The 21,354-nt window shown below is 74.2% G+C and carries 16 protein-coding genes; 13 read left to right on the top strand and 3 right to left on the bottom strand.

Annotation, left to right across the window (positions count from 1 at the left end):
* The first annotated feature begins 72 nt into the window (after window positions 1–72).
* From ACQEVZ_RS23240 to ACQEVZ_RS23200, 9 genes are all read left to right on the top strand, one after another.
* A complete protein-coding gene (locus tag ACQEVZ_RS23240; RefSeq protein ID WP_433369812.1) occupies window positions 73–2,607 on the top strand; it encodes a hypothetical protein in 2,535 nt (844 codons plus the stop codon).
* 25 nt (window positions 2,608–2,632) lie between these two features.
* Window positions 2,633–3,343 carry a vWA domain-containing protein gene (locus ACQEVZ_RS23235; RefSeq protein WP_344511388.1) on the top strand — a complete coding sequence of 237 codons (711 nt, stop codon included), beginning with the start codon at window positions 2,633–2,635 and terminating at the stop codon, window positions 3,341–3,343.
* A complete protein-coding gene (locus tag ACQEVZ_RS23230; RefSeq protein ID WP_433369808.1) occupies window positions 3,340–5,076 on the top strand; it encodes a protein phosphatase 2C domain-containing protein in 1,737 nt (578 codons plus the stop codon). The genes ACQEVZ_RS23235 and ACQEVZ_RS23230 overlap by 4 nt, the downstream gene beginning before the upstream one ends.
* Before the next feature lie 4 nt (window positions 5,077–5,080).
* Entirely contained in the window at window positions 5,081–6,076 is a 996-nt protein-coding gene (locus ACQEVZ_RS23225; RefSeq protein WP_344511392.1) for a protein kinase, read from the top strand.
* Window positions 6,061–6,795 (top strand): protein DA1, encoded by a 735-nt coding sequence (locus tag ACQEVZ_RS23220; protein WP_344511394.1) that lies wholly within the window; start codon window positions 6,061–6,063, stop codon window positions 6,793–6,795. The genes ACQEVZ_RS23225 and ACQEVZ_RS23220 overlap by 16 nt, the downstream gene beginning before the upstream one ends.
* Window positions 6,796–6,908: 113 nt before the next feature.
* The gene (locus tag ACQEVZ_RS23215) at window positions 6,909–7,088 is read left to right on the top strand and encodes a hypothetical protein (RefSeq protein ID WP_344511396.1); all 180 of its coding nucleotides are present in this window, start codon (window positions 6,909–6,911) and stop codon (window positions 7,086–7,088) included.
* 140 nt (window positions 7,089–7,228) lie between these two features.
* Complete coding sequence (locus ACQEVZ_RS23210) at window positions 7,229–10,243, top strand: AAA family ATPase (RefSeq protein ID WP_433369803.1); 3,015 nt, start codon at window positions 7,229–7,231, stop codon at window positions 10,241–10,243.
* Window positions 10,244–10,395: 152 nt separating this feature from the next.
* On the top strand, window positions 10,396–12,945 hold the full coding sequence (locus ACQEVZ_RS23205; RefSeq protein ID WP_344511400.1) for a caspase family protein: 2,550 nt from the start codon (window positions 10,396–10,398) through the stop codon (window positions 12,943–12,945).
* 49 nt (window positions 12,946–12,994) lie between these two features.
* Window positions 12,995–13,231, top strand: a complete 237-nt coding sequence (locus ACQEVZ_RS23200; RefSeq protein WP_344511402.1) for a hypothetical protein — start codon at window positions 12,995–12,997, stop codon at window positions 13,229–13,231.
* Between the two features lie 72 nt (window positions 13,232–13,303).
* Here the strand turns inward: ACQEVZ_RS23200 and ACQEVZ_RS23195 are convergent, their stop codons facing one another.
* Window positions 13,304–13,900, bottom strand: a complete 597-nt coding sequence (locus ACQEVZ_RS23195; protein ID WP_344511404.1) for a helix-turn-helix transcriptional regulator — start codon at window positions 13,898–13,900, stop codon at window positions 13,304–13,306.
* 98 nt (window positions 13,901–13,998) lie between these two features.
* Window positions 13,999–14,850 carry a hypothetical protein gene (locus ACQEVZ_RS23190; protein ID WP_433369799.1) on the bottom strand — a complete coding sequence of 284 codons (852 nt, stop codon included), beginning with the start codon at window positions 14,848–14,850 and terminating at the stop codon, window positions 13,999–14,001.
* 295 nt (window positions 14,851–15,145) lie between these two features.
* Here ACQEVZ_RS23190 and ACQEVZ_RS23185 point away from each other — a divergent pair, with 295 nt between their 5' ends.
* The 3 genes from ACQEVZ_RS23185 (at window position 15,146) to ACQEVZ_RS23175 (ending at window position 18,606) form a co-directional block, all read left to right on the top strand.
* Window positions 15,146–16,159, top strand: coding sequence for a hypothetical protein (locus tag ACQEVZ_RS23185; RefSeq protein ID WP_433369797.1), 1,014 nt, complete (start codon window positions 15,146–15,148; stop codon window positions 16,157–16,159).
* Between the two features lie 151 nt (window positions 16,160–16,310).
* Entirely contained in the window at window positions 16,311–17,972 is a 1,662-nt protein-coding gene (locus ACQEVZ_RS23180; protein WP_433369794.1) for a CHAT domain-containing protein, read from the top strand.
* Window positions 17,973–17,988: 16 nt separating this feature from the next.
* On the top strand, window positions 17,989–18,606 hold the full coding sequence (locus tag ACQEVZ_RS23175) for a hypothetical protein (protein WP_433369791.1): 618 nt from the start codon (window positions 17,989–17,991) through the stop codon (window positions 18,604–18,606).
* A gap of 85 nt (window positions 18,607–18,691) precedes the next feature.
* Here the strand turns inward: ACQEVZ_RS23175 and ACQEVZ_RS23170 are convergent, their stop codons facing one another.
* The gene (locus ACQEVZ_RS23170; protein ID WP_433369788.1) at window positions 18,692–18,958 is read right to left on the bottom strand and encodes a hypothetical protein; all 267 of its coding nucleotides are present in this window, start codon (window positions 18,956–18,958) and stop codon (window positions 18,692–18,694) included.
* 153 nt (window positions 18,959–19,111) lie between these two features.
* Between ACQEVZ_RS23170 and ACQEVZ_RS23165 the strand changes: the two genes are divergently transcribed.
* A complete protein-coding gene (locus ACQEVZ_RS23165; RefSeq protein ID WP_344511416.1) occupies window positions 19,112–21,334 on the top strand; it encodes a vWA domain-containing protein in 2,223 nt (740 codons plus the stop codon).
* Window positions 21,335–21,354: the final 20 nt, after the last annotated feature.

The following is a 21,354-nucleotide window of genomic DNA, read 5'->3' as shown; positions in this document are numbered from 1 at the left end:
TTCTGACGGACAGCGGCCACCGGCGCGCTGTCCGTCAAGTGAGCCTTGAGCGACGAGTGAAGGAGCTGGGGCGTGGCCGAGACCGACATCCACCTTCGGATCAATGAGGCGCTGAACGGGCGGCGCGGCCAGTGGGCGTTCGTCGACCGGCTCAGCGCCGGCTGGGCGGCGATGACCGGCGGGCTCGACCGCCTCGTCGGGCTGCTGGAGACGGCCGACCAGGCGGTCCGGCGGGAGCAGGACGTCGCGGAGCGGGCGCGGATCATCGCCGAGGTCGGCGGGCTGCTCCAGCAGGGGCGCGCGCTCGCCGGCAAGGGCGGGCGGATCGCGGACGCGGGCCGGCAGATCGACGCGGTGGCCGCCCGGGTGCGGCGGGAGACCGTCAACATCGGCGTGATCGGCGCGACGAAGGTCGGCAAGAGCACGCTGCTGCGCACGATCACGAACCTGCCGGACACGGTGGTGCCGTCGACCCGGTTCAACCCGACGACGGCGGCGGCCAGCAGCATCTACCACACCGAGGGCACGCCGTCGGCGACGCTGATGCTGCACACCTGGGCGTCGTTCCGGGACGGGTACCTCGCCCCGCTGCACGACCAGGCCGGTCTCGGGCCGGTGCCGCAGGACGTCGACGGCTTCCGCGACTACCGCTACCCGGCCGCCGGCAGCGCCGAGGCCGCCGGCGCGAAGGCCGACGACTACCTGCGCAAGCTGCACGCCGCGCACCGGTCGCTGGCCAGCTACGAGGCGCTGCTGCTCGGGCCGGACCGCACGGTCAGGGTGCCGTTCGAGCGGCTCCGGCCGTACATCGCCTATCCGCGCAAGGAGACCGGCGACCCGGTGGAGGTCCAGCCCTATCACGCGGTCCGCAGCGTGCGGATCGAGCAGTCCTTCCTCGACGGTACGGCGACGCGGCTGGGCCTGATCGACCTGCCCGGCTCGGGCGAGGCCGGGCTGGACATCGACCGGCAGTTCCTGCAACAGGTGAAGAACGAGATCGACCTGCTGGTGATGGTCAAGCGCGGCGACCGCAAGGGCGCCAGCTACCTGGCCGAGGACTCCTACACCCGCAACCTCGCCGACTCCGCGCGCGGCGGCGTGCCGCTCGAGGACTACTACGTGGTCGTCGTCAACCGCGACCGGGCCAACGACCCGGAGGGCGAGTACTTCGACAACACCGTCAAGAGCGTCCGGGACGCCTCGCTGGAGCGCGACATCCGGGTGCTGACCGCGGACGTCGCCGTCCGCGACGAGGTCGTCGAGGAGCTGCTCCAGCCGCTGCTGCGGCACCTGGCGGGGAAGCTGGCGGAGATGGACCGCGCGGTGGTCCGGGCGGCGGTGTCGGTCGCGTCCGGGGCCGCCGCCGCGGTCGCCGCGTTCGCCGCCGAGGTGCGGCGCAGCGGCCAGGACCTGGCGCAGCTGCTGCCGAACCGGGAGGACGAGTTCCGGACCCTGGCCGAGGAGCTGCGCAACGACCTCGCCGACGACCTGTCGCGGCTCGTCGACCGGTACGACGCGGCGCTGGCCGCTGGCGACGCCGGCCGGACCCTGACGGAGGCGATCGCCGAGGCGGTCGGCGAGGCGCGGGCCTGGACGCGCGGCGGGCTCGGGCACGGCGACCGGGCCACCTGGACCACCAAGATCCACGGTCAGTTCGTCCACGGGCCGCTGGAGACCAAGCAGGACGAGTACTACCGGGCGCGGACCAGGATCGGGGAGATCTTCAGCGGGATCGACCTGTCGCTGGCCGCGTCGGTCCAGCAGCTGTGGGACGACGTGGCGGAGGTGCTGCGCGGCCGGTTGACGCCGGAGCTGGTGCCGGCCGGGCCGAACGCCCTGCACGACCTGCGGGCCACCGCCGGCGACCGGCAGGCAAGGATCCTCGCCGGCGCCCTGCACCGGATGTGCGAGCTGAAGAAGGACTACGGCAGCGTCGTGCTGCGGGTCACCCAGCCGATCGTCCGCGAGGTGCACTGGGACACCGTCGTGCCGCCGTCCGCGCCACCGTCCGCGCCGGCGCCGTCCTCGCAGTGGCCCCCGCCGCCGCGGTCCGTGCCACGCCCCGCGGCCGCGCCGCCCCAGGCCGTGCCACCCCAGGCCGCTCCGGCCCAGGCGGCTCCGGCGCGGCAGGCCGCGCCGACCGGCGGCGGCAGCAGCCAGTGGGTGGTGATGCCGGACGGGTCGCGCAAGCGCGTGTCCCGCGTCGTCGGGCAGTTCGGGCATCCGGACCCTGCCGTGCCGCAGCGGGCCGCGTTCCAGCAGACGGCCGCGGTCGGCGTCGACGGCCTGTACGACGAGCTGACCGCCGTCGTCGAGCACTGCGTCGTCGAGCTGGAGACCGCGCTGCTGGACGAGGTGCGGCTGATGACCCGGATCCTCGCCGCCGCCGCCGACCGGTTCTTCGACACCGTCATCCGCACCAACCGCAGCGAACGCGACTACGAGAACCTCTGCCGGCAGGACATGTCGTCCATCTGGCCGCAGCGCTTCGACGGCGGCAACGCCAGGGTGGCCGCCGAGCTGGAGCGGCTGCAGGACCAGGCGCGGGCCGTGACCGATCTGGCGACCGCGGTGAGCGGCCTGTCCGCCGACCGCGGCGCCCCCTGATCCCAACCCGACCGAGAGGAACACCATGGACCACTCCGGAGCCAAGCTCCTGCCGTTCTACCTCGTCGTCGACGTGTCGCTGTCGATGCAGGGCAGCAAGCTCGACGAGGCCAACAAGATCATGCCGGCGATCGTCGACGCGCTGTCGGAGAACCCGATCCTGTCGGACAAGGTGCGCTTCGGGCTCATCGACTTCTCCGACGACGCGCAGGTCCGGCTGCCGCTGTGCGACCTGCTCGACCCCGACCTCACGCTGCCGGCGCTGTCGGTGCGCGGCGGCACCAGCTACGCCGCCGCGTTCCAGACCCTGCAGCGGGAGATCGACGCCAACGTCGCGCAGCTGAAGGCCGACCAGTACGTCGTGCACCGGCCGGCGGTCTGGTTCATCAGCGACGGCGAGCCCACCGACCAGAAGCAGGTGTGGGAGCGGGCGTTCGCCGACCTCACGTCCGCGCGGATCTACCCGAACTTCATCCCGTGCGGCGTCGACCAGGCCGACATCAAGGTGATGAGCTCGCTCATCCACCCGTCGGCCGGCGCGAAGAAGATGGCGCTGTACATGATGGAGACCGGCCACGACCCGGCGAAGGCGATCACCGGCATGGCCGAGATCCTGATCTCCAGCATGATCCAGTCCGGGTTGAGCCTCGCCGGCGGCGGCACCGGCACGATCCTGCCGCCGAAGTCGAGCCTGCCGGCCGGCATCAAGCAGTACGACCCGGACGACTTCGTATGAGCCCCGAGCTGCTGCCGCTGTACCTGCTCGTGGACCTGGCCGGCGAGCCGGCGAACCCGTCGAAGCAGGCCTCGGTCGACGCGTTCGTCCAAGGGTTCATCGGCGTGCTGAAGGAGCCGGACCTCGGGTCGCGGGTCCGGCTCACCGCCGTCGGCTTCGGCCGCACCGTGCGGCGCGTCCTGCTGCGGGCCGAGCCGGCGCACGCGAGCGGCTCGCTCCCGCTCCCCGTCGAGGGGGAGCGGGCCTACGGTGCCGCCTTCCAGAAGGTCGCCGGGTGGATGAAGGAGGACCTGGCCACCTTCCAGGCCGACGGTCTCGCCTCGCAGCCGCCGCTGCTGCTGGTGCTCGCCGACGGGCCGCAGGCCGGGGACGACGAGTGGGAGACGGCGCTGCAAGGGCTGACCGCGGCGCACCCGCTCGCCGTCGTCCGGCTGGTGTACCACCAGGGCCACGACTGGGACGGCGCACCGGTGGATCCGGTCGCCGCGGCCCGGCGCATCGTCCAGGGGCACGCCGCGCTGGGCCGCTCGGCCCCGCGCCGCCCGTCACCGACGAAGCGGGAAACCGCGGCACAGGCACCCCAGGTGTTGGCGCACGGGCCCGCCCGGGCGCAGGCCCCGGTGAAGGCGCACACTCCTGTCCTGACCAAGGCCCTGGCCCCGATCCAGCCGCAGTCCCAGCCGCAGTCCCAGCCGCAGTCCCAGCCCCAGTCCCAGCCCCAGTCCCAGCCCCAGTCCCAGCCCCAGTCCCAGTCCCGGTCCGAACCGCGAGCCGAGGTACAACCCCAGGCTCAGCCGCCGGGCCGGGGGCCGGAACCTGCCTGGGCCGGTGGGTTCACGCCATACACCGTCGGGGAGCCGGGTGCCGCCGCGCTGAGGGTGAAGCCGCGGCCCGACCCGGCCGAGTGGGACCGGCGCGACACCGTCCTGGACGGCGTGTACCTCCACGACGTCACCGACCGCCGGGTCCTGCAGCTGCGCGCGGCCAGCGTGCGCGGCCTCAGCCACCGGTACAACGGCACCGTCCGGCAGGACGACTACGCGTTCCGCTGCACCGACGACCGCCGCCACCTCGTGGCCGTCGTCTCCGACGGGGTGTCCAACAGCAAGCTGTCGCACAAGGCGGCGTCCGTCGTCACGCGGCTCGGCGCCGAGCTCGTCTCGCTCGCGCTGACCCGCAAGCCCCCGGCCGAGATCGACTGGCCGGAGATCGTGACGCAGCTCAGCGACGAGATCGTCCGGCTCGGCAACAAGCTGGTCGAGCCGGCGCCGGACGGCGGGGAGCTGGACGCCGGCGAGATCGCCCGGCACCTGGCCGCCACCGCCCTGTTCGGGGTGATCGACCTGCGCCCGGTGGAGCCGGAGGTCGACGCGTACTTCTACGCCGTGGGGGACTCCTCGGCGTGGGTGCTGCGCGACGGCAGGCACTGGCAGCCGATGTTCGAGACCAAGAACAGCGGGGAGGGCGCGGCCACCTCCGTGACGAAGGCGCTGCCGCTCAGCCGGCCACCCGCCGGCGGGTGTGTCACGACCACCGTGCGGAAGGGCGACGTCGTGGTGCTCATGAGCGACGGGCTCGGCGACCCGCTGGAGGACGGCACCCGCACCGTCGGCAGGTTCCTGGCCGAGGCGTGGCGGGAGCCGCCGGCGCCGCTGCAGTTCGCCGCGCAGGTCGACTTCGCCCGCAAGACCCACGACGACGATCGCACCGCCGTCGCGATCTGGGCCGTGTGACGCGGTGGCCGACGAAGTCGTCACCGTGGGCCAGCTCGGCGCGCTCGGCCGGCTGCTCGGCACGGGTGGGCAGGCCAGGGTGTACGAGGCACCGCACCTGCGGCTCCCCGACGCGCCCGGCCCGCTGGTCTACAAGGAGTACAAGCCGGAGTCCAAGGCCCGGCAGGGGCCGCGGCAGCTGGTCAAGTTCCGCAACGGGCTGGAGCCGGCGGGCCGCGCCAAGCTGGACAGCTTCACCGCCTGGCCGCTGCGGGTCGTCGAGGACGGCAGTCAGGTCAGCGGGGTGATCATGCCGCTGATCGACCCGTCGTTCATGCAGCTGCGCACCCTGCCCGGCACGGGCACCAAGAAGACGTCGACGCGGGAGGTGCAGAACCTGCTGGTGCCGCCGCAGCGGGCGGCGCTGGTCGGGATGCCGGTCGTCACGGCGCAGCAGCGCCTGACGATCTGCCGCGACCTGGCCGCCGCGCTGCACTGGCTGCACGCCATGGACCTGGTCTTCGGCGACCTCAACGCCCGCAACGAGCTGTTCCGGCTCAGTGGGCACCCGTCGGTGATGCTCGTCGACTGCGACGGCGTCCGGAAGAAGGGCACCATGGCGGAGGTCGCGCAGCTCGACGCGCCGGACTGGGACGCGCCGGAGGGGTGGCTGACCACCCAGTCCGACTGCTACAAGTTCGGCCTGTTCGTCCTGCGCGTCTTCAGCAGCGGCGACCAGCAGTCCACGACCCGCGACCCGGCGCGCGCCGACGCGGCGCTCGACGACGACGGCCGGCAGCTGCTGCGGGCCACCCTCAGCGAGGTGCCCGGCAGCCGGCCGCCCATCGAGGACTGGGGCTACTACTTCCGCTACCGGCTCACCGGCAAGCCGCCGCCGGCGGCCGACCCGGCCAGGACGGTGCCCCAGCCCCGCCCGGCGGCCGTCGTACCGGCGGCGAAGACCACCGCGACGACAGGATGGATCCGGGACAGGGTGACCGGCAGATGGACGCCGCTGTAGTGGCGCCGGCGTGCACCGTCTGCGGGAGCCGGCCGGTGCTGGCATACCGGCAGTCGCTGCACGGCGAGGTCACCTGCGCCGCCCACCCGGTCCTGGCCGAGTGCATGTTCTGCGCCCGGACCCACGCCGACCCGGCGCCGCCGGGCTGGCGGCCCTTCGCCGCCGGGATGATGCGCTGCCCGACGTGCCTCGCCGACGCGGTGGAGACCCAGCAGGACGCCCGGCTGCACCTGCCGTCGGTACGCCGGCAGATGACCGACATCGGGCTGGAGCTGCCGGACCGCGTGCGGGTGCGCATCGTCAGCCCGGAGGAGGCCGCGGCGACCGCCGGGCTGGTGACGACGGGGGTCCTGCTCGGGCTCACGGAACAGACGACCGGCGGAGCGGAGGGGACACGGGTGACCGGGATCAGCATCGTCGCGGGCCTGCCGCCGACCTACTTCGGCCGGGCGGTCGCCCACGAGATCGGCCACGCCTGGCTCGCGCTGCGCGGCCGGGCACCGGTCGACGACGTGATCGAGGAGGGCCTGTGCGAGCTCTTCGCCTACGCGTGGCTGCGGCGGCACGGCACCCCGATGGCGCTGGAGCTGCGCCGCCGGCTCAGCACCAACCCCGACCCGGTCTACGGCGGCGGGTTCCGCACGGTGCACCAGGCGGTGCGGCGGCACGGCGTCGCCACCGTCCTCGACCGGTTGCTGACGACAGGAGGCTTGCGGTGAACGGCCATGACCACGCGTGTGTCCCATCCCCGACCCAGCGGATCCGGGCACACGGACAGCGAGCTTCGGCCGGTCGCCCGGCCCTGGCGCACAAGCAGCGACCGGAGATCGACATGTGTGACTACGAGACCGACGGTGGCCTGCCCTGCACCGCGCAGTGCCGGCTGACCGGGCTGCTCGCCGGCGAGCTCGCCGCCGCCTGGGGCGCCGCCGTCGCGGCCGGGGCCGACCCGGCCGAGCTCTGCACGATCGTCGCCGAGCGGCTCAGCGCCGTCAACGACGACAGGGGTTGATCGCCACCCTCCGTTCTCCTGGCTTCTGCCGTCCGTGTCGCTACCGGGCGCCACCGCTTCGGTCCGACGTGCGGCGTCCGAGGGGGGAACTCGGCACAGGCCCGGCTGACATCGGCCGGTGGCGGAGGCACGATGGCGCAATGGCAGGCGATCGGACGGCCCGCGCGTTCGTCGGGCGTCGCACGGAGCTCGACCGGCTCCGGCATCTCCTGCGTGGCGCCGGCGGTTCCGCCGGCACCGGCACCGTCCTGATCGCCGGCGAGGCGGGCATCGGCAAGAGCCGGCTCATCAGCGAGTTCACCGCGGCGGCCATCGCCGCCGCGGGGCCGGCGGGCAGGCTGCACGTGCTGTCGGGGGCGTGCATCAACCTCGGCGTCGGCGTGCCCTACGCGCCGCTGGTCGACGCGATCCGGCGGCTCGTGCGGGCGCACGGCGACGACTACGTGACGAAGTACGGCGGGCCGGCGTACACCGAGCTGACCAAGCTGATCGCCGGCCTGCCGGGCGGCGGACCGGCGACCGGTGCCGCCGCCGAGCCCGTGTCGCAGATGCGGGTCTTCGGCGCGGTGCTGCGCATGCTCGACCATCTCGGCGCGAACGGCCCGACCATCCTCGTCTTCGAGGACCTGCACTGGGCGGACCCGTCGACCCTCGACCTGGTGTCGTACCTGGTGCAGTACCGCACGGACGAGCGGGTGCTGTTCGTCTTCAGCTACCGGCCCGGCCGGGAGATCGAGGGCAGCCGGCTGATGGCGCTGCTGGCGGAGACCACGTTCAGCGCTCGGGTCGAGCACATCAGGCTGCCCGCCTTCACCGAGACCGAGCTCGGTGAGCTGCTCGGCGCGTCCGTCGCCGAGGAGCTCGAGCCGGCCGTCGTGCGGCAGTACCACCGGCTCACCGGCGGCAACGCGTTCTTCGCCGAGGAGCTCATCGTCGACGGCCGGCTCACCGACCCGTCCGCGGGCCAGCTGCCGCACTCGCTGGAGCACCTGCTGCACTCGCGGCTGCACCCGCTCGGCGAGGACGCCAGGAACGTCGTCGACGCCGACGCCGTGGCCGGCCAGCCCGTCGGCTACGACCTGCTGGCGACGGTCTGCGAACTGCGCCCCCGCGTGCTCGACAACGCGCTGCGGGTCTGCGACGACCGGCAGATCCTGCAGCTGGACCCGCAGCGGCTGACGTACGACTTCCGCCACGCGCTGCTGCGTCAGGTGGTCCTCGACGACCTCGGCCCCGGGCACCTGCGCGAGCTGCACACCCTGCTCGCCGAGGCGCTCACCGCCGACCCGTCGCTCGCCACCGAGGGCAACCCGGCCGCGACGCTGGCCCACCACTGGTTCGAGGCCCGCCGCTGGCCGCAGGCGCTGCGGGCGGCGCTCGCCGCGGCCGCGGAGGCCGAGCGCAGCCAGGCGTTCCGGGTCGCGCAGAGCCACTACGAGCGGGTGCTGGACCGGCTCTGGCAGCTGGTCCCGGACGCGGCCGCGGTCGCCGGCACGACCGAGGACCGGCTGCTCGCCTCCGCCGCCGAGGCCGCCCGCTGGGCCGGCGACCTCGACAAGGCCCTCCAGCTGCTGCGCCGCGCGATCGACGGGGTCGACGCGGGCGAGCGGCCGGTCCGCGCCGGCGAGCTGCACGAGCGGCTCGGCCGGTACCTGTGGGAGCAGGGCGACAACGAGGCGTCGGTGGTCGCCTACCGCCGGGCCGACACCCTCCTGCCGCTGGAGCCGCCCAGCGCGGCGAAGGCCCGCGTGCTCGCCGCGCTCGCGACCGTCCAGCTGCAGTCCGGGCACTACCGGGACGGGCTGGCGGCGGCCCGCACCGCCGTCGGGCACGCCCGCAAGGCGGGGGCCCGGGCCGAGGAGGGGCGCGCCCTCAACACCGTCGGGGTGGCGCTGACCCTGCTCGACGAGCCCGACCGGGGCATCCCCGACCTGCTCTCCGCCGTCGCGATCGCCAAGGAGGTCAGCCAGCTCGAGGACCTGCACCGGGCCTACGGGAACCTGACCGTCGCCCTGGAGCACGCCGGCCGGCTGGCCGAGTCGGCGGCGGTCGCGCTGGACGAGCTCGACCGCTGCGAGGCGGCCGGGCTGCAGACCAAGAGCACCCGGGTGCTGGCCAACAACGTCAGCACCACGCTGGTCATGCTCGGCCGGTGGGACGAGGCCGAGTCGCTGCTGACCGGCGCGATCCGCGACCGGCCGGTGCGGGAGACCCGGTACCCACGGCTCACCCTCGCCGAGATCCACGTCGCCCGCGGCCGGTTCGGCCGCGCCGCCGAGCTGCTCCGGGACCTGCGGGCCGACGCCGGCACGGACCCCCGGTTCCTCAGTCCGCTCGCCTGCTGCCTCATCGAGCTGGCGCTCTGGCAGCGGGAGCACGACGCCGCGGCCGAGGCCGTCGACCGCTGGATCGACCTGCTCAAGGGCACGGAGCACGTGCTGTCGCTGCTGCGGTTCCTGGCGAGCGCGCTGCGGGCGGCCGCCGACGTGCCGCGCAGCGAGGGGCGGCAGCGGCACCAGGAGGCGCTCGCCGGGCGGCTGGCGGCGCTGGAGCCGCTGCTCGACCGGGCCCGGCCGGCCGAGCCGGGGTCGGAGGTCGACGTCCTGTCGGCGCAGTGCCGGGCGGAGCTGGACCGTGCGCGATCCGCCGCCACCGCCGGGCAGTGGGAGCGGGTCGCCGCCGGCTGGGCCCGGCTGGAGCGGCCCTACCACCGCGCCTACGCCCTGTGGCGCGCGGCCGAGGCGGCGGTCCGCACCGGCCCGAAGGAGACGGTGACCCGCTGGGCCGGCGACGCGAACGGGCTGGCCCGCGAGCTGTCGGCGAAACCGCTGATGCGGGCGGTCGAGGAGCTGGCCGGGGCGGCCGGCGTCGAGCTGGACCCGGTACGAATGGCCGAGACGTCCGACGCCCCGCCGCAGCCGGCCATTCCGCAGCAGCGGCGACCGGCGGTCCCCTGGGGGCTGACCGGCCGGGAGATGGAGGTGCTCGAGCTGCTGACCGCCGGCGACACCAACCGGAAGATCGCCAGGAGACTGGGTATCGCCGAGCGGACCGTGGCGGTCCATGTCGGCAGCATCCTTCGGAAAGCGGATGTCGAGAACCGGCAGATGGCCGCGATGGCGGCACAACGGCTCCAGTTGTTCGCCGATTCGTAGGAGTAGGTGTCGCCCGATACCGGAAGCGCTTGCCCACAAGGGCGGTCCTGCGCAATACGTGAACCAACGTAGTCGTCGGCTAGTGACTGCCGCACCGCGCAGCCAATAACGTCCGGGGTGGATTTCTTCACCCACCTTGCTGAGGGGGCGTTGTGGCGCGGAAGGCATTGCTGATCGGCGCGCAGACCAACGGGCTCGCCGGAGTTGAAAACGACGTCGACGCGATGGCCGACGCGCTCTCGCGGCGGGAATTCACCATTCAACGGTGCACCGGGGAAGCGGCCTCGCGGGCCGGGATCCTCGACGCCTACGAGCAGCTGATCGCCCAGACCGGCACCGGAGACTCGGTCTTCGTCTACTACAGCGGGCACGGCGGGCGGCTGCTCGCCCCGCCGGACGAGCGGCACCCGTCGCGGCAGGGCCGGCCCTCGGTGCAGTTCATCGTGCCGAACGACCTGGAGAAGTCGACCGAGGGCGACTTCCGGGGCATCACGGCGGCCACCCTGTCGAGCCTGCTCGCGCTGCTCACCGGGAAGACGGACAACGTCGCGGTCATGATCGACGCGTGCCACTCCGCGCTGGTGTCGCGCGACGACTTCAGGGTCAAGGCACTGCACTACCCGTACGAGTGGGCCGAGGAGCACGTCGCCGAGGAGCTCGACAGGTTCAAGCGCCTCGGCGGGCTCCCCAGGGACATCCTGGGCAGCGACCTCGCGGTGCGGCTGGTCGCCTGCGCGCCGGAGGAGGCCGCGTACGAGTACACGAACGCCCACGGCGTGCGGACGGGCATGTTCACCGACGCGTTCGTCCGGGCGCTGCGCGACGCCGGCGACCTGCCGGTGACCTGGTCGTCGCTGATGGACCGGGTGCGCCGGGAGGTCCTCGCGCTCGCCCCGGCGCAGCGCCCCGAGGCCGAGGGGGTCGCCGCCGACCGGGTGATCTTCTCCACCCGGGTCCCGGACGCGGCCGGCGCGCTGCGGGTCGTGCCGGGCGCCAACCCGGAGCGGATCTCGCTGCAGGTCGCGCCGCTGCTCGGGATCCGGCTCGGCGACGAGTTCGCGGTCATGCCGGCCGGGGCGGTGGAGGCCGACCCGGCGCACGCGGTCGGGACGGCGGTCGTCGACCGGGTCGGGTCCCTGGAGGTGCACGCCCACCTGACCTTCGCCGGCACGTGGACCGCCGTGCCACCCGGCGCGCGGGCGTTCCAGACCCGCTCGTCCGAGCCGAGCCTGCCGGTCGGGATCCCCGACGACCCGCGGGCCGATGAGCTCCGCCTGGCCGTCGGCACGACGCCCCTGCTGCGACCGGCGGAGCCGGGCGAGGCCACCGTCGCGGACGTCGTCCTCGACGGCGACGGCGGCATGGCGCTGCGCGACCGGGTCGGCCCGCTGCACCCGCCCCGCCCGGCCGGCGGCGCGCAGGCCGGCCTGGTGAAGATCGACCTGGTGCGGCTCGCCCGCGCGGCCCGGCTGCGTGAGCTGCACGACGACCCCAGGTTCGCCCTGGACGCGCAGATCAGCCTGGAGTGGGGCCGCGTCGTGGACGGCGCCGAGCAGCCGCTGCGCCACACCGGCGAGGTGTTGTACCGCGACGAGCGGGTCTTCGTCCGGATCGGCAACAGCGGCGAGCGGACGGTCCACGTCGCGCTCGTCGACATCGGCGTCGGCGGCGCGATCACCCTGCAGACCAGGTTCAGCCCGTCGGGCATCCGCCTCGACCCGGGGCAGTTCTACCTCTTCGGCCTCGACGACATGACGGGGCGGCTGGAGGGGGTACAGCTGGGCTGGTCCGACGGGCTGGACCCGAGCGCGGTGCGCCCGGAGAGCCTCGTCGTCGTGGCGTCGGACCGCCCGCAGGACCTGTCCGTGCTGGAGCAGGGCGCCGCGTACACCAACCGGAAGGGCCACTGGCCGTCGCCGCTGGAGCAGCTTGTCCGTCAGATCGCTGTAGGGGGCACGCGCGACATGGTGATGTCGTCCGGCCCGCAGATCCAGTACACCGTCCGCTTCATCGATTTCGACCTGAGCCCGGTGCCCGCACCGGTGGCCGAGGAGGTCACCTTTGCGATCGACGACCGTCCGGACCCGGCGGCGCGGCTGCTCACGCCGTCGTTCACCGCGCGCGGCGCGGCGCCCGAACGGGTGGCCGTCCGCCTCGGCGAGCTGGTCGTGCACCGCAACCGGGCCCTGTTCGGCGCCGACGTCCGGGTCGACGCCGTGGTCCTGACCGGCGGATCGCACCCGGGCACGCCGGTCTACACCGCGCAGACCCAGCGCTTCGCCAACGTCCGCGACGGCGACCGGCTGCCGCTGGACAAGCTGCTGGTCTACCACGGGCCGGCGACCGACTTCCTCGACATCGCGGTCTTCGTGTCCCGCGACTCGGCCGGAAGTCTCGAGCTCAGCGACATGATGCGCGCCGAGCTCGGCGACCCCGAGGTGCAGGGCGCGGCGACGACCCTGGCCGGCCTCGCCCTGGCCGCGCCGCAGGCGGCCCTGGCGGTCGCCGCGATCGGTGCCGGGGCCGTCGTCGTCAACGTCGCCTACAAGCTGCTGCGCCGGGCCGTCGGCGACAGCATCGGGCTCTACCGGACCTCCCTGCTGGCCCATGAAGGGTTCGGCGCGGGACGGCACCCGGCCGACGGGACCCTGCGCCGCGCGCAGGACTTCTCGTTCTCGTTCACCGTCGAGGCAGTCGCCTGAGCTGCCCGGCGTCCATCGCAACGCACCACCTTCTGAGAGGAAGACCGTCATGGGCACCAAGCGGATCGTCATCGGCCAGCACGAGTACGGCATCCACGCAGACCAGTTCACCTCCGTCGTCCAGAACGTCCAGTCCGCGATGGAGAGCGCCACCACCGCCCGGCTGGCCCTGCTGGACAAGGAGGAGCGGCCGGTCACCGTGTACCTCAACGGCCGCGTCGCCGAGGTCGTCGTCGTGGACGGCGACGAGCTGGACCGCGACACCAGGCCGAGCGAGATCTCCTGAGGCTCCCGGAGCCGCTGCGCTCCCGAGGCCCGGACGCCGGGTGCGGCGTCCGGGCCCTGCCTGCGTGACGGCTCAGGCACCGGGTTTCAGCAGGCCCAGCCGCTGCGCCCGCAGGACGGTGGTCAGCCGGTCGGAGGTGCCCAGCTTGCGGTACACCTTCTCCTGGTGCTTGGCCACGGTCCGCTGCGACAGGCACAGCCGCTGGGCGATGCCCCTGGTGCTCAGGCCGCTGCCGAGCATCGTGAGGACCTCCCGCTCACGGCGGGTCAGCCGGGTCTCGTCGGTGGCGTCGCCGGGGTCGGTGCGGTCGCCCAGCGCCTGGGTGACGGCCGCGAACGGCTCGGCGCCGGTGGCGGTGAGGGTCCGCAGGGCGGCCAGCTGGTCGGGCTTCATGGTGAACGCCCTGGCCTCGATCAGGCCGGTCGTCCGGCTCGCTTGCGACAGGTCCGGGGCCCAGCGCCACCGCCCCGATTGCCACACCAGGGTGCCGTCGGCGAGGGCGCTCGTCACCAGGGCCCGCAGCAGCTGGGGGTCGCCGCCGGACGCGGTGTGCAGCAGCCGCCGGGTGGTGGGCGCGACGGGGCCGTTCAGCACGTGGTGCACGAGCCGGGCCAGCACCGCGTGCAGAGGCTCCGGCTCCGGTTCGAGGGTCGGTCGAAGGGTCGTCATCTGCGTGCTCCTCGTCGCTCGAGAGGTACGCAAGAAGCCTCTCGACCTGCGGAGACGATCGATATCGGCAACGTTGACTAGGCGCCGGAACGCGATGACTAGTCCATCGGGGGAGAGGGGGACGGGACATGGTCGCCGCCGGTCCACACCAGCCCGTAGCCGTGCCTGGGCACCAGGTCGTCGAAGACCAGCCGCAGCCCGCGGCGCCCGTCCTGCCCGTCCCGGTCGTCCTGTTCCGCGTGTACGGCGTCGCCGGCGGTCCCCAGGACCGGGGGCTCCTCGCCTGCGCTGCCCGGGGGCGCCGCCTCCAGCCGGTGGATGCGCAGGCGGGTGCCGGGCGACAGGCGCACCTCGACCTCGAACCGCGCACAGGGCACCAGCGGCACCACCGTGTAGTGCGAGCCGGTCCTGCCCTGCGACAGCCACGACTCGTGCGTGGCGGGCAGCCTCGCCGGACGGCGGCCCGCGGGCGCGGTGACGTCGACGGTCTCGCACGCCTCGTGCAGCTGGAGCGTGCCGTCGCCCAGGTGCAGCACGGCGCGCAGCGAGCGCAGCTGCCGGCCGGCCGCGTCCCGGTGCTCCTGCCGGTTCAGGGCGGCCCGGACGACCAGGCGCAGCGCGTGGTCCATCCGCCGGCGGACCGTCCGCGGCGCGCACGACTGCTCCCGGGCCAGCCACTCGACCCGCTGGGTGAGGTGCCGGTGCTGGACGTCGCGCTCCAGCGCGAACGCCACCGCGGTCGTGCGGGCCAGCTCCGCCGGGAGGTCCACGACGTGCGAGCCCAGCCAGGTGAGCAGCCGGTCGCGGACGTCGCGGTCGCTGTCGGCCGGCTCGACACCGCACAGCGCGGCCAGCCGCTCGCCGACCCTGGCGCGCAGGTCGTGGCTGTCCAGCCCCCACCCCCGGCGGATCCGCACCAGCTCGCGCACGAGATCGTCCTCTGCGGACACCGGTCCCCCTCTCGAACTGCTCCAGCGAAGATTCGACGGGCGCCAGCGTAAGCCCCCATTCCGGCGCTCAGACCACGTCACTCTTCAATGTCCGCACTATTGCGCAGAACTTGGCCAGTACTTGTCCAATGAAAGGGTCGGGATATCGGGTGCCGGGACCCGTCCGATCGACGGACGGCAGAAAGCCGAAGGAACGTCATTGGATGCGGGTAGTGGGATCTTTTGCGTAATGGTCTTTTCCGGTGCGGGGGCGCTCGGGCACTGTTGCAGCATTAGCAGGCGAAAGGATTCTGAGGTGCCCGAATCGACGGAAACGGTGCGCGATCTCGCCCGCGTCGGCGAGCTGGCACACCGGGCGAGCGACACCATCGGCAGCAACGACTACACCGCCCTCACGGCCGGCGCCTACGACGTCGTCTGGCCGCTCGTCTTCGAACAGCACACCCGGCGCTTCGAGCTGCAGCGCGGACATCCGACGTGTGCCGCGTCGATCGCCGGGCTGCGCCCCGACTGCCTCGATCGGTTCCAGGACGACGTCGAGGCGGTGATGGAGGACCTCCTCCGCAACGCGAAGGTGCCGATCCACAACCTTGAAGGCTGGATCGTCCGCCGGCTCACCCCGGCGACCGTCGACGGCCACCGCCGCCGCCGGGGCGCCGCCGGGGCGCTCCAGCGTCCGCGGATGCCCGCCTGGCTCGCCACGGCGCTGCACCACGACCCGTGGCACACGACGCTGGCCATCGAGATCCTCGTCTGGGTCGGCGTCCCGGCCACCGCCGGCACCGGTCTCTGGCCGCTGAGCGCGTGGGCCGAGCTGCGCTCGAAGGTCACGGGGGAGCCGCTCGGCAGCGAGCGGGCGGTCGCGGCGGACGTGGAGACCGTCCTCGCGGCGATGCGGCAGAGCACGACGTGGTACGCGAACTTCGTCGAGCGACCGCTCGGCAGAAAGCAGGCACCTGTGACGCCATCGCCCCGCTCGGACCCCGACTCGGCCGCCCTGTTCGAGCAGCCGCACCTGGCCCTCAGCGAGCGCCACGACAACGACGAGGCCCGGCTCGCCGACCTGGCGGCGGCCGCGGTCCAGGCGATCGACCGCCGGATCCGGGCCGGCCAGGACCCGGTCGAGGCGGTCGGCATCGTCCTGGACCTGACCTTCCGCTCCGGCAGTGGCGCCGAGGACCTGGACCTGGTCCCCGGCGCCGGCGCGGACCCCGGCGAGCGGATCACGCTCCTGCTCGCCGACGAGACGGCGATGGCCCGCATCACCAGGGCGGTCCTGGACATCCTCGGCATCGATCTCCAGGCATGATCCGTCCCACCCGCGACGGTGCGGCCGGACACCGGCCGCACCGCCGCCGGAACACGTCCTCCACCCGCGGCTGACCCCGGCCGTCGAGCGGTGTGCGGCGAAGGCGGCGCGGCCGGTTCGTCGGGTGGTGGAGCGTGGTGGAGATGGCGGCATGACACGGCTGCCGGGACTCATGGAGGAGGACGGCATGCACGACCCGCTGGACGCCGGGTTCGCCCTCGCGCGCGGCGCTGTGCCGGCGGGGCTGCGCCGCTGTGCCTGGGACGTGCTGCTCCAGCGCGACGCGGCCGCCGCCCGGGCGGCCGCCCGCGACGCCGCCGGCAGTGTGCTGGAGATCGCCCGTCGCTGTCTCGTGGGCGACGACCTCGCCGCGGCCGTGCAGGCGCTCGACGCCGGGCGAGGGCTCGCGCTCTTCGCCGCTACGGAGTTCGTCGACGTCGCCGCCCGGCTCGACCGGGCCGGGCGGCCGGGACTCGCCACCCGCTGGCGGATGGTCACCGGCGGCGCCGGGGACATCCCCGCCGACCTGCGCACCGCCGCTCGGGCCGCACTGTCCGGGGACGGGGACGGGGACGGGGACGGTGGCGACCCCGCGCTCGCCGGCCTGCTCGACCCGCCGGGACTGCCCGACATCCGCGCCGCCCTCGCGGCCCTGGACACCGACGCGCTCGTCTACCTCGTGCCCGGCACCGACCGGATGCCCGGCTGGGCGGTCATGGTGCCGGCCGCCGGTCCGCCGAGCCTGATGGCGCTGCCGGGCCTGGTCCCCGACGTCGGCGTCGAGCGTCTGCTCGCCGCGGTCTCCGCACCGGACCTGGTCGGCGACGCGCCAGGCGGCGAGGCCGTCGCGGGGAGCCTCGACGCGCTGTGCGACTGGGCCTGGGGGGCCGCCGTCGGGCCGCTCGCGGAGCGGTTCCTGCCGGCCCTGCCGCCGGCGGCCGGTGGACGGCCGCCGCGGGTGGTGCTCGTGCCGGTGGGCGACCTCGCACGGGTGCCGTGGCATGCTGCGCGGCGCGGCGACGGGACCCACGCCGTGCGGCTCGTGGCGTTTTCGCAGACCGTCTCGGCGCGGATGCTGTGCCGTTCGGCGGCGGCGTCTGCGGTGCCGCTCCTGCCCGTCGGCCTCGTCGTCGCCGACCCGCGGACCGGCGAGGGGACCACCGACCTGATCGCGGCGCGGACCGGGGCCGAGGCCGTCCACCGCTCGTTCTACCCCGGCGCCCGCTACGTCGGCCGCCGGCCCGACGGCACGACCAGCACGTCGGGCGCCGGCACCGCCGCCGAGGTGCGCGACTGGCTGACCAGCGGCCGGCCCGGCGCCGGGGCGATGCTGCACCTCGCCTGCCACGGGGTCAGCCAGCCGGCGGCCGGCGACACCACCTCGCACCTCGTGCTCGCCGGCCCGGACGGGCGGCTCACCGCCGAGGAGCTCGTGGCGCTGCTGGTGAAGGTGCCGGACCGGGCCATCGGCCTCGTCGTCCTGGCCGCCTGCCGCACGGGCGTCGCCGGGCGCGGCCACGACGCGGCGTTCGGCCTCGGCGCCGCGTTCCTCGCCGCCGGGGTCCGCACCGTGCTGTCCACCCAGTGGAGCGCCCCCGAACAGGACACCTCCGTCCTCGTGTACATGTTCCACCACCACCTCATGGTCGAGCGCCGCCCGGCGTGGGACGCGCTGCGCCGCGCGCAGTTGTGGATGCTCGACCCCCGGCGCGAGGTCCCGCCGGCGATGCCGGAGGCGCTGACCCGCCGGCTGGCCGGCGCTGACCCGGCGCGGGTCGTGGCCTGGGCCGGACTCGTCCACAGTGGACAGTGACGGGGCGGACGGCGCGATGGACACCCCGACGGACACCACGACCCTGCGCGCCCGGCTCGCCGCCCCGGCAGCCGCGCCGCTCGACCTCGACGCGCTGCGGTTCGTCCTGCTGGACACGGTGTCGGCCCTCGCCACGGAGGCGGCAAGCGCCCCAGATCAAGCTCCAGACCAAGCTCCAGACCAAGCTCCAGACCAAGCGTTGGACCAGGCCCCGGACCGGGCCGCGGACGGGCCGGGCGCGCTGCACGTGCTGGCCGCCGTGCTGGTCAGGGCGGCCGTGGAGCCTCCCGCGGCAGGGGCCGTCGACGAGCTGGTGGGCCTGGCGACCACCATCGTCTACGGCGCCGAGGAAGCGGACCCCGCCACGGCGGGCGTCGACCGGCTCGTCCTCGCGGTGGCCCACCTGCTGCGCGCCCGGCTGCAGCCAGGCGCCGGCGACGCCGACCGGGTGACCGCGGCCGGGCACCTGCTGGCCGCGGCCGAGCTGCTGCCCGCCGGTCACCCCGCCGCCGCCACCGTCGCCTCGGCGGCGCCCGCGTTCGTGGGGGCGGCCGGCCCGTACGCCGCCCGGCTCGCCGCCGCCCTCGCCCCCACCCGCACCGCCGGGGCGCTCCGGCCGGATGCACCGCCCTGACCCGACGGCCGCGGCGACCCGCCATTCGCCGCTGCGCTCGGCCCGCCGGGCCGGTGGCTGTTAACCTCGGTGTGCCATGGAACTGTCACCGCAGCAGCGCGACCAGCTTGCCCAGCTCCTGCGGGCCGAGCTCGGCACGCTGCGTGACGCCGCCGTGGCGTCGGGCGCGGACGCCGAAGCGGTGGCCGAGACCGTGGAGTCCCGCCGTCGCGCCCTTGAGGCCGACGCCCCCGACGGCGAGCCCCAGGACGACGCCCAGGGCGACCCCCAGCCGTAACGGCTCACCCGGCACGCCGCCGTCCATCGCGGCCGGGTGCTCCACGCCGCCCGTACCGGCGAGAAAACCCTCCATCGAGGTGCCCTCCATCCGTCCTGACTGACGGACATGCGACCGCGACCGGTCGCGGAGACGTGCTGCCGGAAGCGCTGTCCGTCAGGGATGCGGCGAAACGGGGTTCGACCGCAGAGAGGACGGCAAACCGTGACGCGAGGCGTATCTGCACGGGTGGCACTTGTCGCCCTGGCCGCCTGTGCCGGTGTATTCGCAGGCGCGGGGCCGGCGGCCGCGGAAGAGGGCGAGGTCAAGCCCATCGACGTCGTCGTGGCGGTGGACGAGTCGGGAAGTCTCCGCCCGGAAGCCGTCATACAGGAGAAGGCGGCCGCGACCACGATCGCGCTCGGCGAGCTGTCGGCGCAGTCGAGGGTGATCGTCTTCGGCTTCGCCAGCAGGGGCACGAAGCCCGCCGTCGAGTCGCAGCGGTGCGAGCTGCGCCCGGGGGCCGGCGCCGCCGACCGCGAGGCGATGGGCCGGTGCATCCAGCAGAACATCAACCTCCGCGCCGGCGGCGACGGCGACGACACCGACTTCGTCGCCGCGCTCAACCAGGGCATCTCCGACCTCGGCGGCAGCGACCGGCCGAAGGTGCTGTTCCTGCTCACCGACGGCCGGCTCGACGTGCGCGGCGACACCTCCTACGGGCCGAACGACACCGCCCAGCAGCAGCACGCCGAGGACCTGCTGCGGCGGCAGGTCCTGCCGAAGGCCAAGGAGCGCGGCGTCCAGGTGTGGCCGCTCGGCTTCGGCGGCGACATCGACCAGACCATGCTGGAGTTCTTCGCCGCCAACGGCGGCCGGGCGCAGTGCGACGGCCGGGAGGTCACGCCGAAGGCCACGCTGGTCCAGGACTCCGGCGGCGCGCGGCTGCTCAAGTCGATGCAGGAGGCGTTCGCCACCGCACGGTGCGGCGGCAGCTCGTTCGCCGAGCCGACGACCCTGGACGGTGGCGGCGAGGTCACCCTGAAGGTGCCGATCCCCGCCATCGCGACCGACGGCACCATCACCGTCTACAAGGCCGACCCCGCCGTGTCGGTCACCTTCACCGACCCGGACGGGCGGAAGGCGCCGAGCAGCGGCGAGGCCGACGGCTCGACCTTCGAGCTGGCCGGCAACAGCGGCACCGTCGAGGCGCTGCGGATCCGCAACCCGAAGCCGGGCGACTGGGCCGTCAAGCTCGTCGCGCCCGGCGGGATGTCCAAGCAGCTGGTCACCGCGAGCGCGCTGTGGCAGGGCGTGCTGCGCTCGGTGTTCGTCCTCGACCCGCCGAGCCCGGCGCCGGGGCAGGCCTTCACCGTGTACATGCGCCCGCACACCCGCTCGCTGGAGATCACCGACCCGAAGATCCTTGAGGGGCTGACGTTCTCGGCGCGGCTCACCGGCGCCGGCGCCGACACGAGCGTGGCGCTGCTCGACGACGGCAAGGACGCGGACGCCAAGGCCGGCGACGCGATCTACAGCGCCTCGTTCCAGCTCCCGGCGAACGCCTCCGGGCGGTACACCGTCCGCGGCGTCGCCAGCGGCACGGGCGTCGCCGCCGACGAGCACTCCGAGACCTTCGAGCCCGGCAAGCCGACGGACGTCAACGCGCAGATCGCCTTCGACCGGGCTCCCGCGGAGGCGGGGTCGACCCGGTCCGGGGTCGTCCGGGTGACCAACCGCGGCACCGCGCCGAAGGAGGTCCGCCTGCTCGTCAAGGACCTCAACCGGAGCGGGTCGGTGTCGGTCTCCCCGGCCACGGCCGCGGCGGCGCCGGGGCAGAGCGAGTTCAAGTTCAGCCTGGCGTTCGCGAAGGACGCCGTCGGCCCGTCCGGCGGCGTGCTGCAGCTCGTCGACGCCGCCAGCGGGGACGTGCTGACGAACACTCCGCTCGGCGTGACCGTCACCGAGCGCCCGTCCTGGCCGCAGCGGTACTTCTGGTGGCTGGTGGGCGCCGCGGTCCTGCTGGCCGCCGCCGCCGTCAAGGCCGCGCTGATGCTCGTCGCGCGGGTCCGGGGGCAGGACGTCAGGGGGCTGCAGTTCGCGCTGTACCGCGGCAACCAGCAGCAAGGAGGCGTGCTGGGGCCCGAGCCCGAACACCGCTCGAACCGGTTCGACTTCGACATCCTCGTGCCCCAGGACCATCGCGACCCGGCGGGCCTGCGATCCACCAACACCGGCGAGGGCCCCTACACGGCGCGCCGCGGCGGCAAGAGCGGCGTGCTGCTGGAGCACCCCGGCGCCGGCAAGCCGCTCGAGCTCCTCACCGACGGCCCGGCGGTCGACCTGCAGCACCTGCCCGGCGGCTACTCGATCGCGGTGCGGGACTCGGGACAGGTCCCGAAGCAGCGGGACTACGACCCGCCCCAGCACGAAGACACCAGCCCCACCAACCGAGCGCCTGAATATCTCTAGGGGACCCCATGCATATCTAT

The organism is Dactylosporangium sp. CA-152071 (assembly GCF_050936335.1).
Taxonomy (GTDB): domain Bacteria; phylum Actinomycetota; class Actinomycetes; order Mycobacteriales; family Micromonosporaceae; genus Dactylosporangium; species Dactylosporangium maewongense.
The sequence above is the reverse complement of the archived record's forward strand: the minus strand, read 5'-3'. Positions and strand labels throughout refer to the sequence as shown.

Bases quoted from the DNA above. Each gene is read 5' to 3' on its own strand.
- ACQEVZ_RS23210 (WP_433369803.1), top strand. From the start codon at position 7,229: ATGGCAGGCGATCGGACGGCCCGCGCGTTCGTCGGGCGTCGCACGGAG.
- ACQEVZ_RS23235 (WP_344511388.1), top strand. From the start codon at position 2,633: ATGGACCACTCCGGAGCCAAGCTCCTGCCGTTCTACCTCGTCGTCGAC.
- ACQEVZ_RS23230 (WP_433369808.1), top strand. From the start codon at position 3,340: ATGAGCCCCGAGCTGCTGCCGCTGTACCTGCTCGTGGACCTGGCCGGC.
- ACQEVZ_RS23195 (WP_344511404.1), bottom strand. From the start codon at position 13,900: ATGACGACCCTTCGACCGACCCTCGAACCGGAGCCGGAGCCTCTGCAC.
- ACQEVZ_RS23220 (WP_344511394.1), top strand. From the start codon at position 6,061: ATGGACGCCGCTGTAGTGGCGCCGGCGTGCACCGTCTGCGGGAGCCGG.
- ACQEVZ_RS23200 (WP_344511402.1), top strand. From the start codon at position 12,995: ATGGGCACCAAGCGGATCGTCATCGGCCAGCACGAGTACGGCATCCAC.
- ACQEVZ_RS23180 (WP_433369794.1), top strand. From the start codon at position 16,311: ATGACACGGCTGCCGGGACTCATGGAGGAGGACGGCATGCACGACCCG.
- ACQEVZ_RS23175 (WP_433369791.1), top strand. From the start codon at position 17,989: ATGGACACCCCGACGGACACCACGACCCTGCGCGCCCGGCTCGCCGCC.
- ACQEVZ_RS23215 (WP_344511396.1), top strand. From the start codon at position 6,909: ATGTGTGACTACGAGACCGACGGTGGCCTGCCCTGCACCGCGCAGTGC.
- ACQEVZ_RS23170 (WP_433369788.1), bottom strand. From the start codon at position 18,958: ATGGAGGGTTTTCTCGCCGGTACGGGCGGCGTGGAGCACCCGGCCGCG.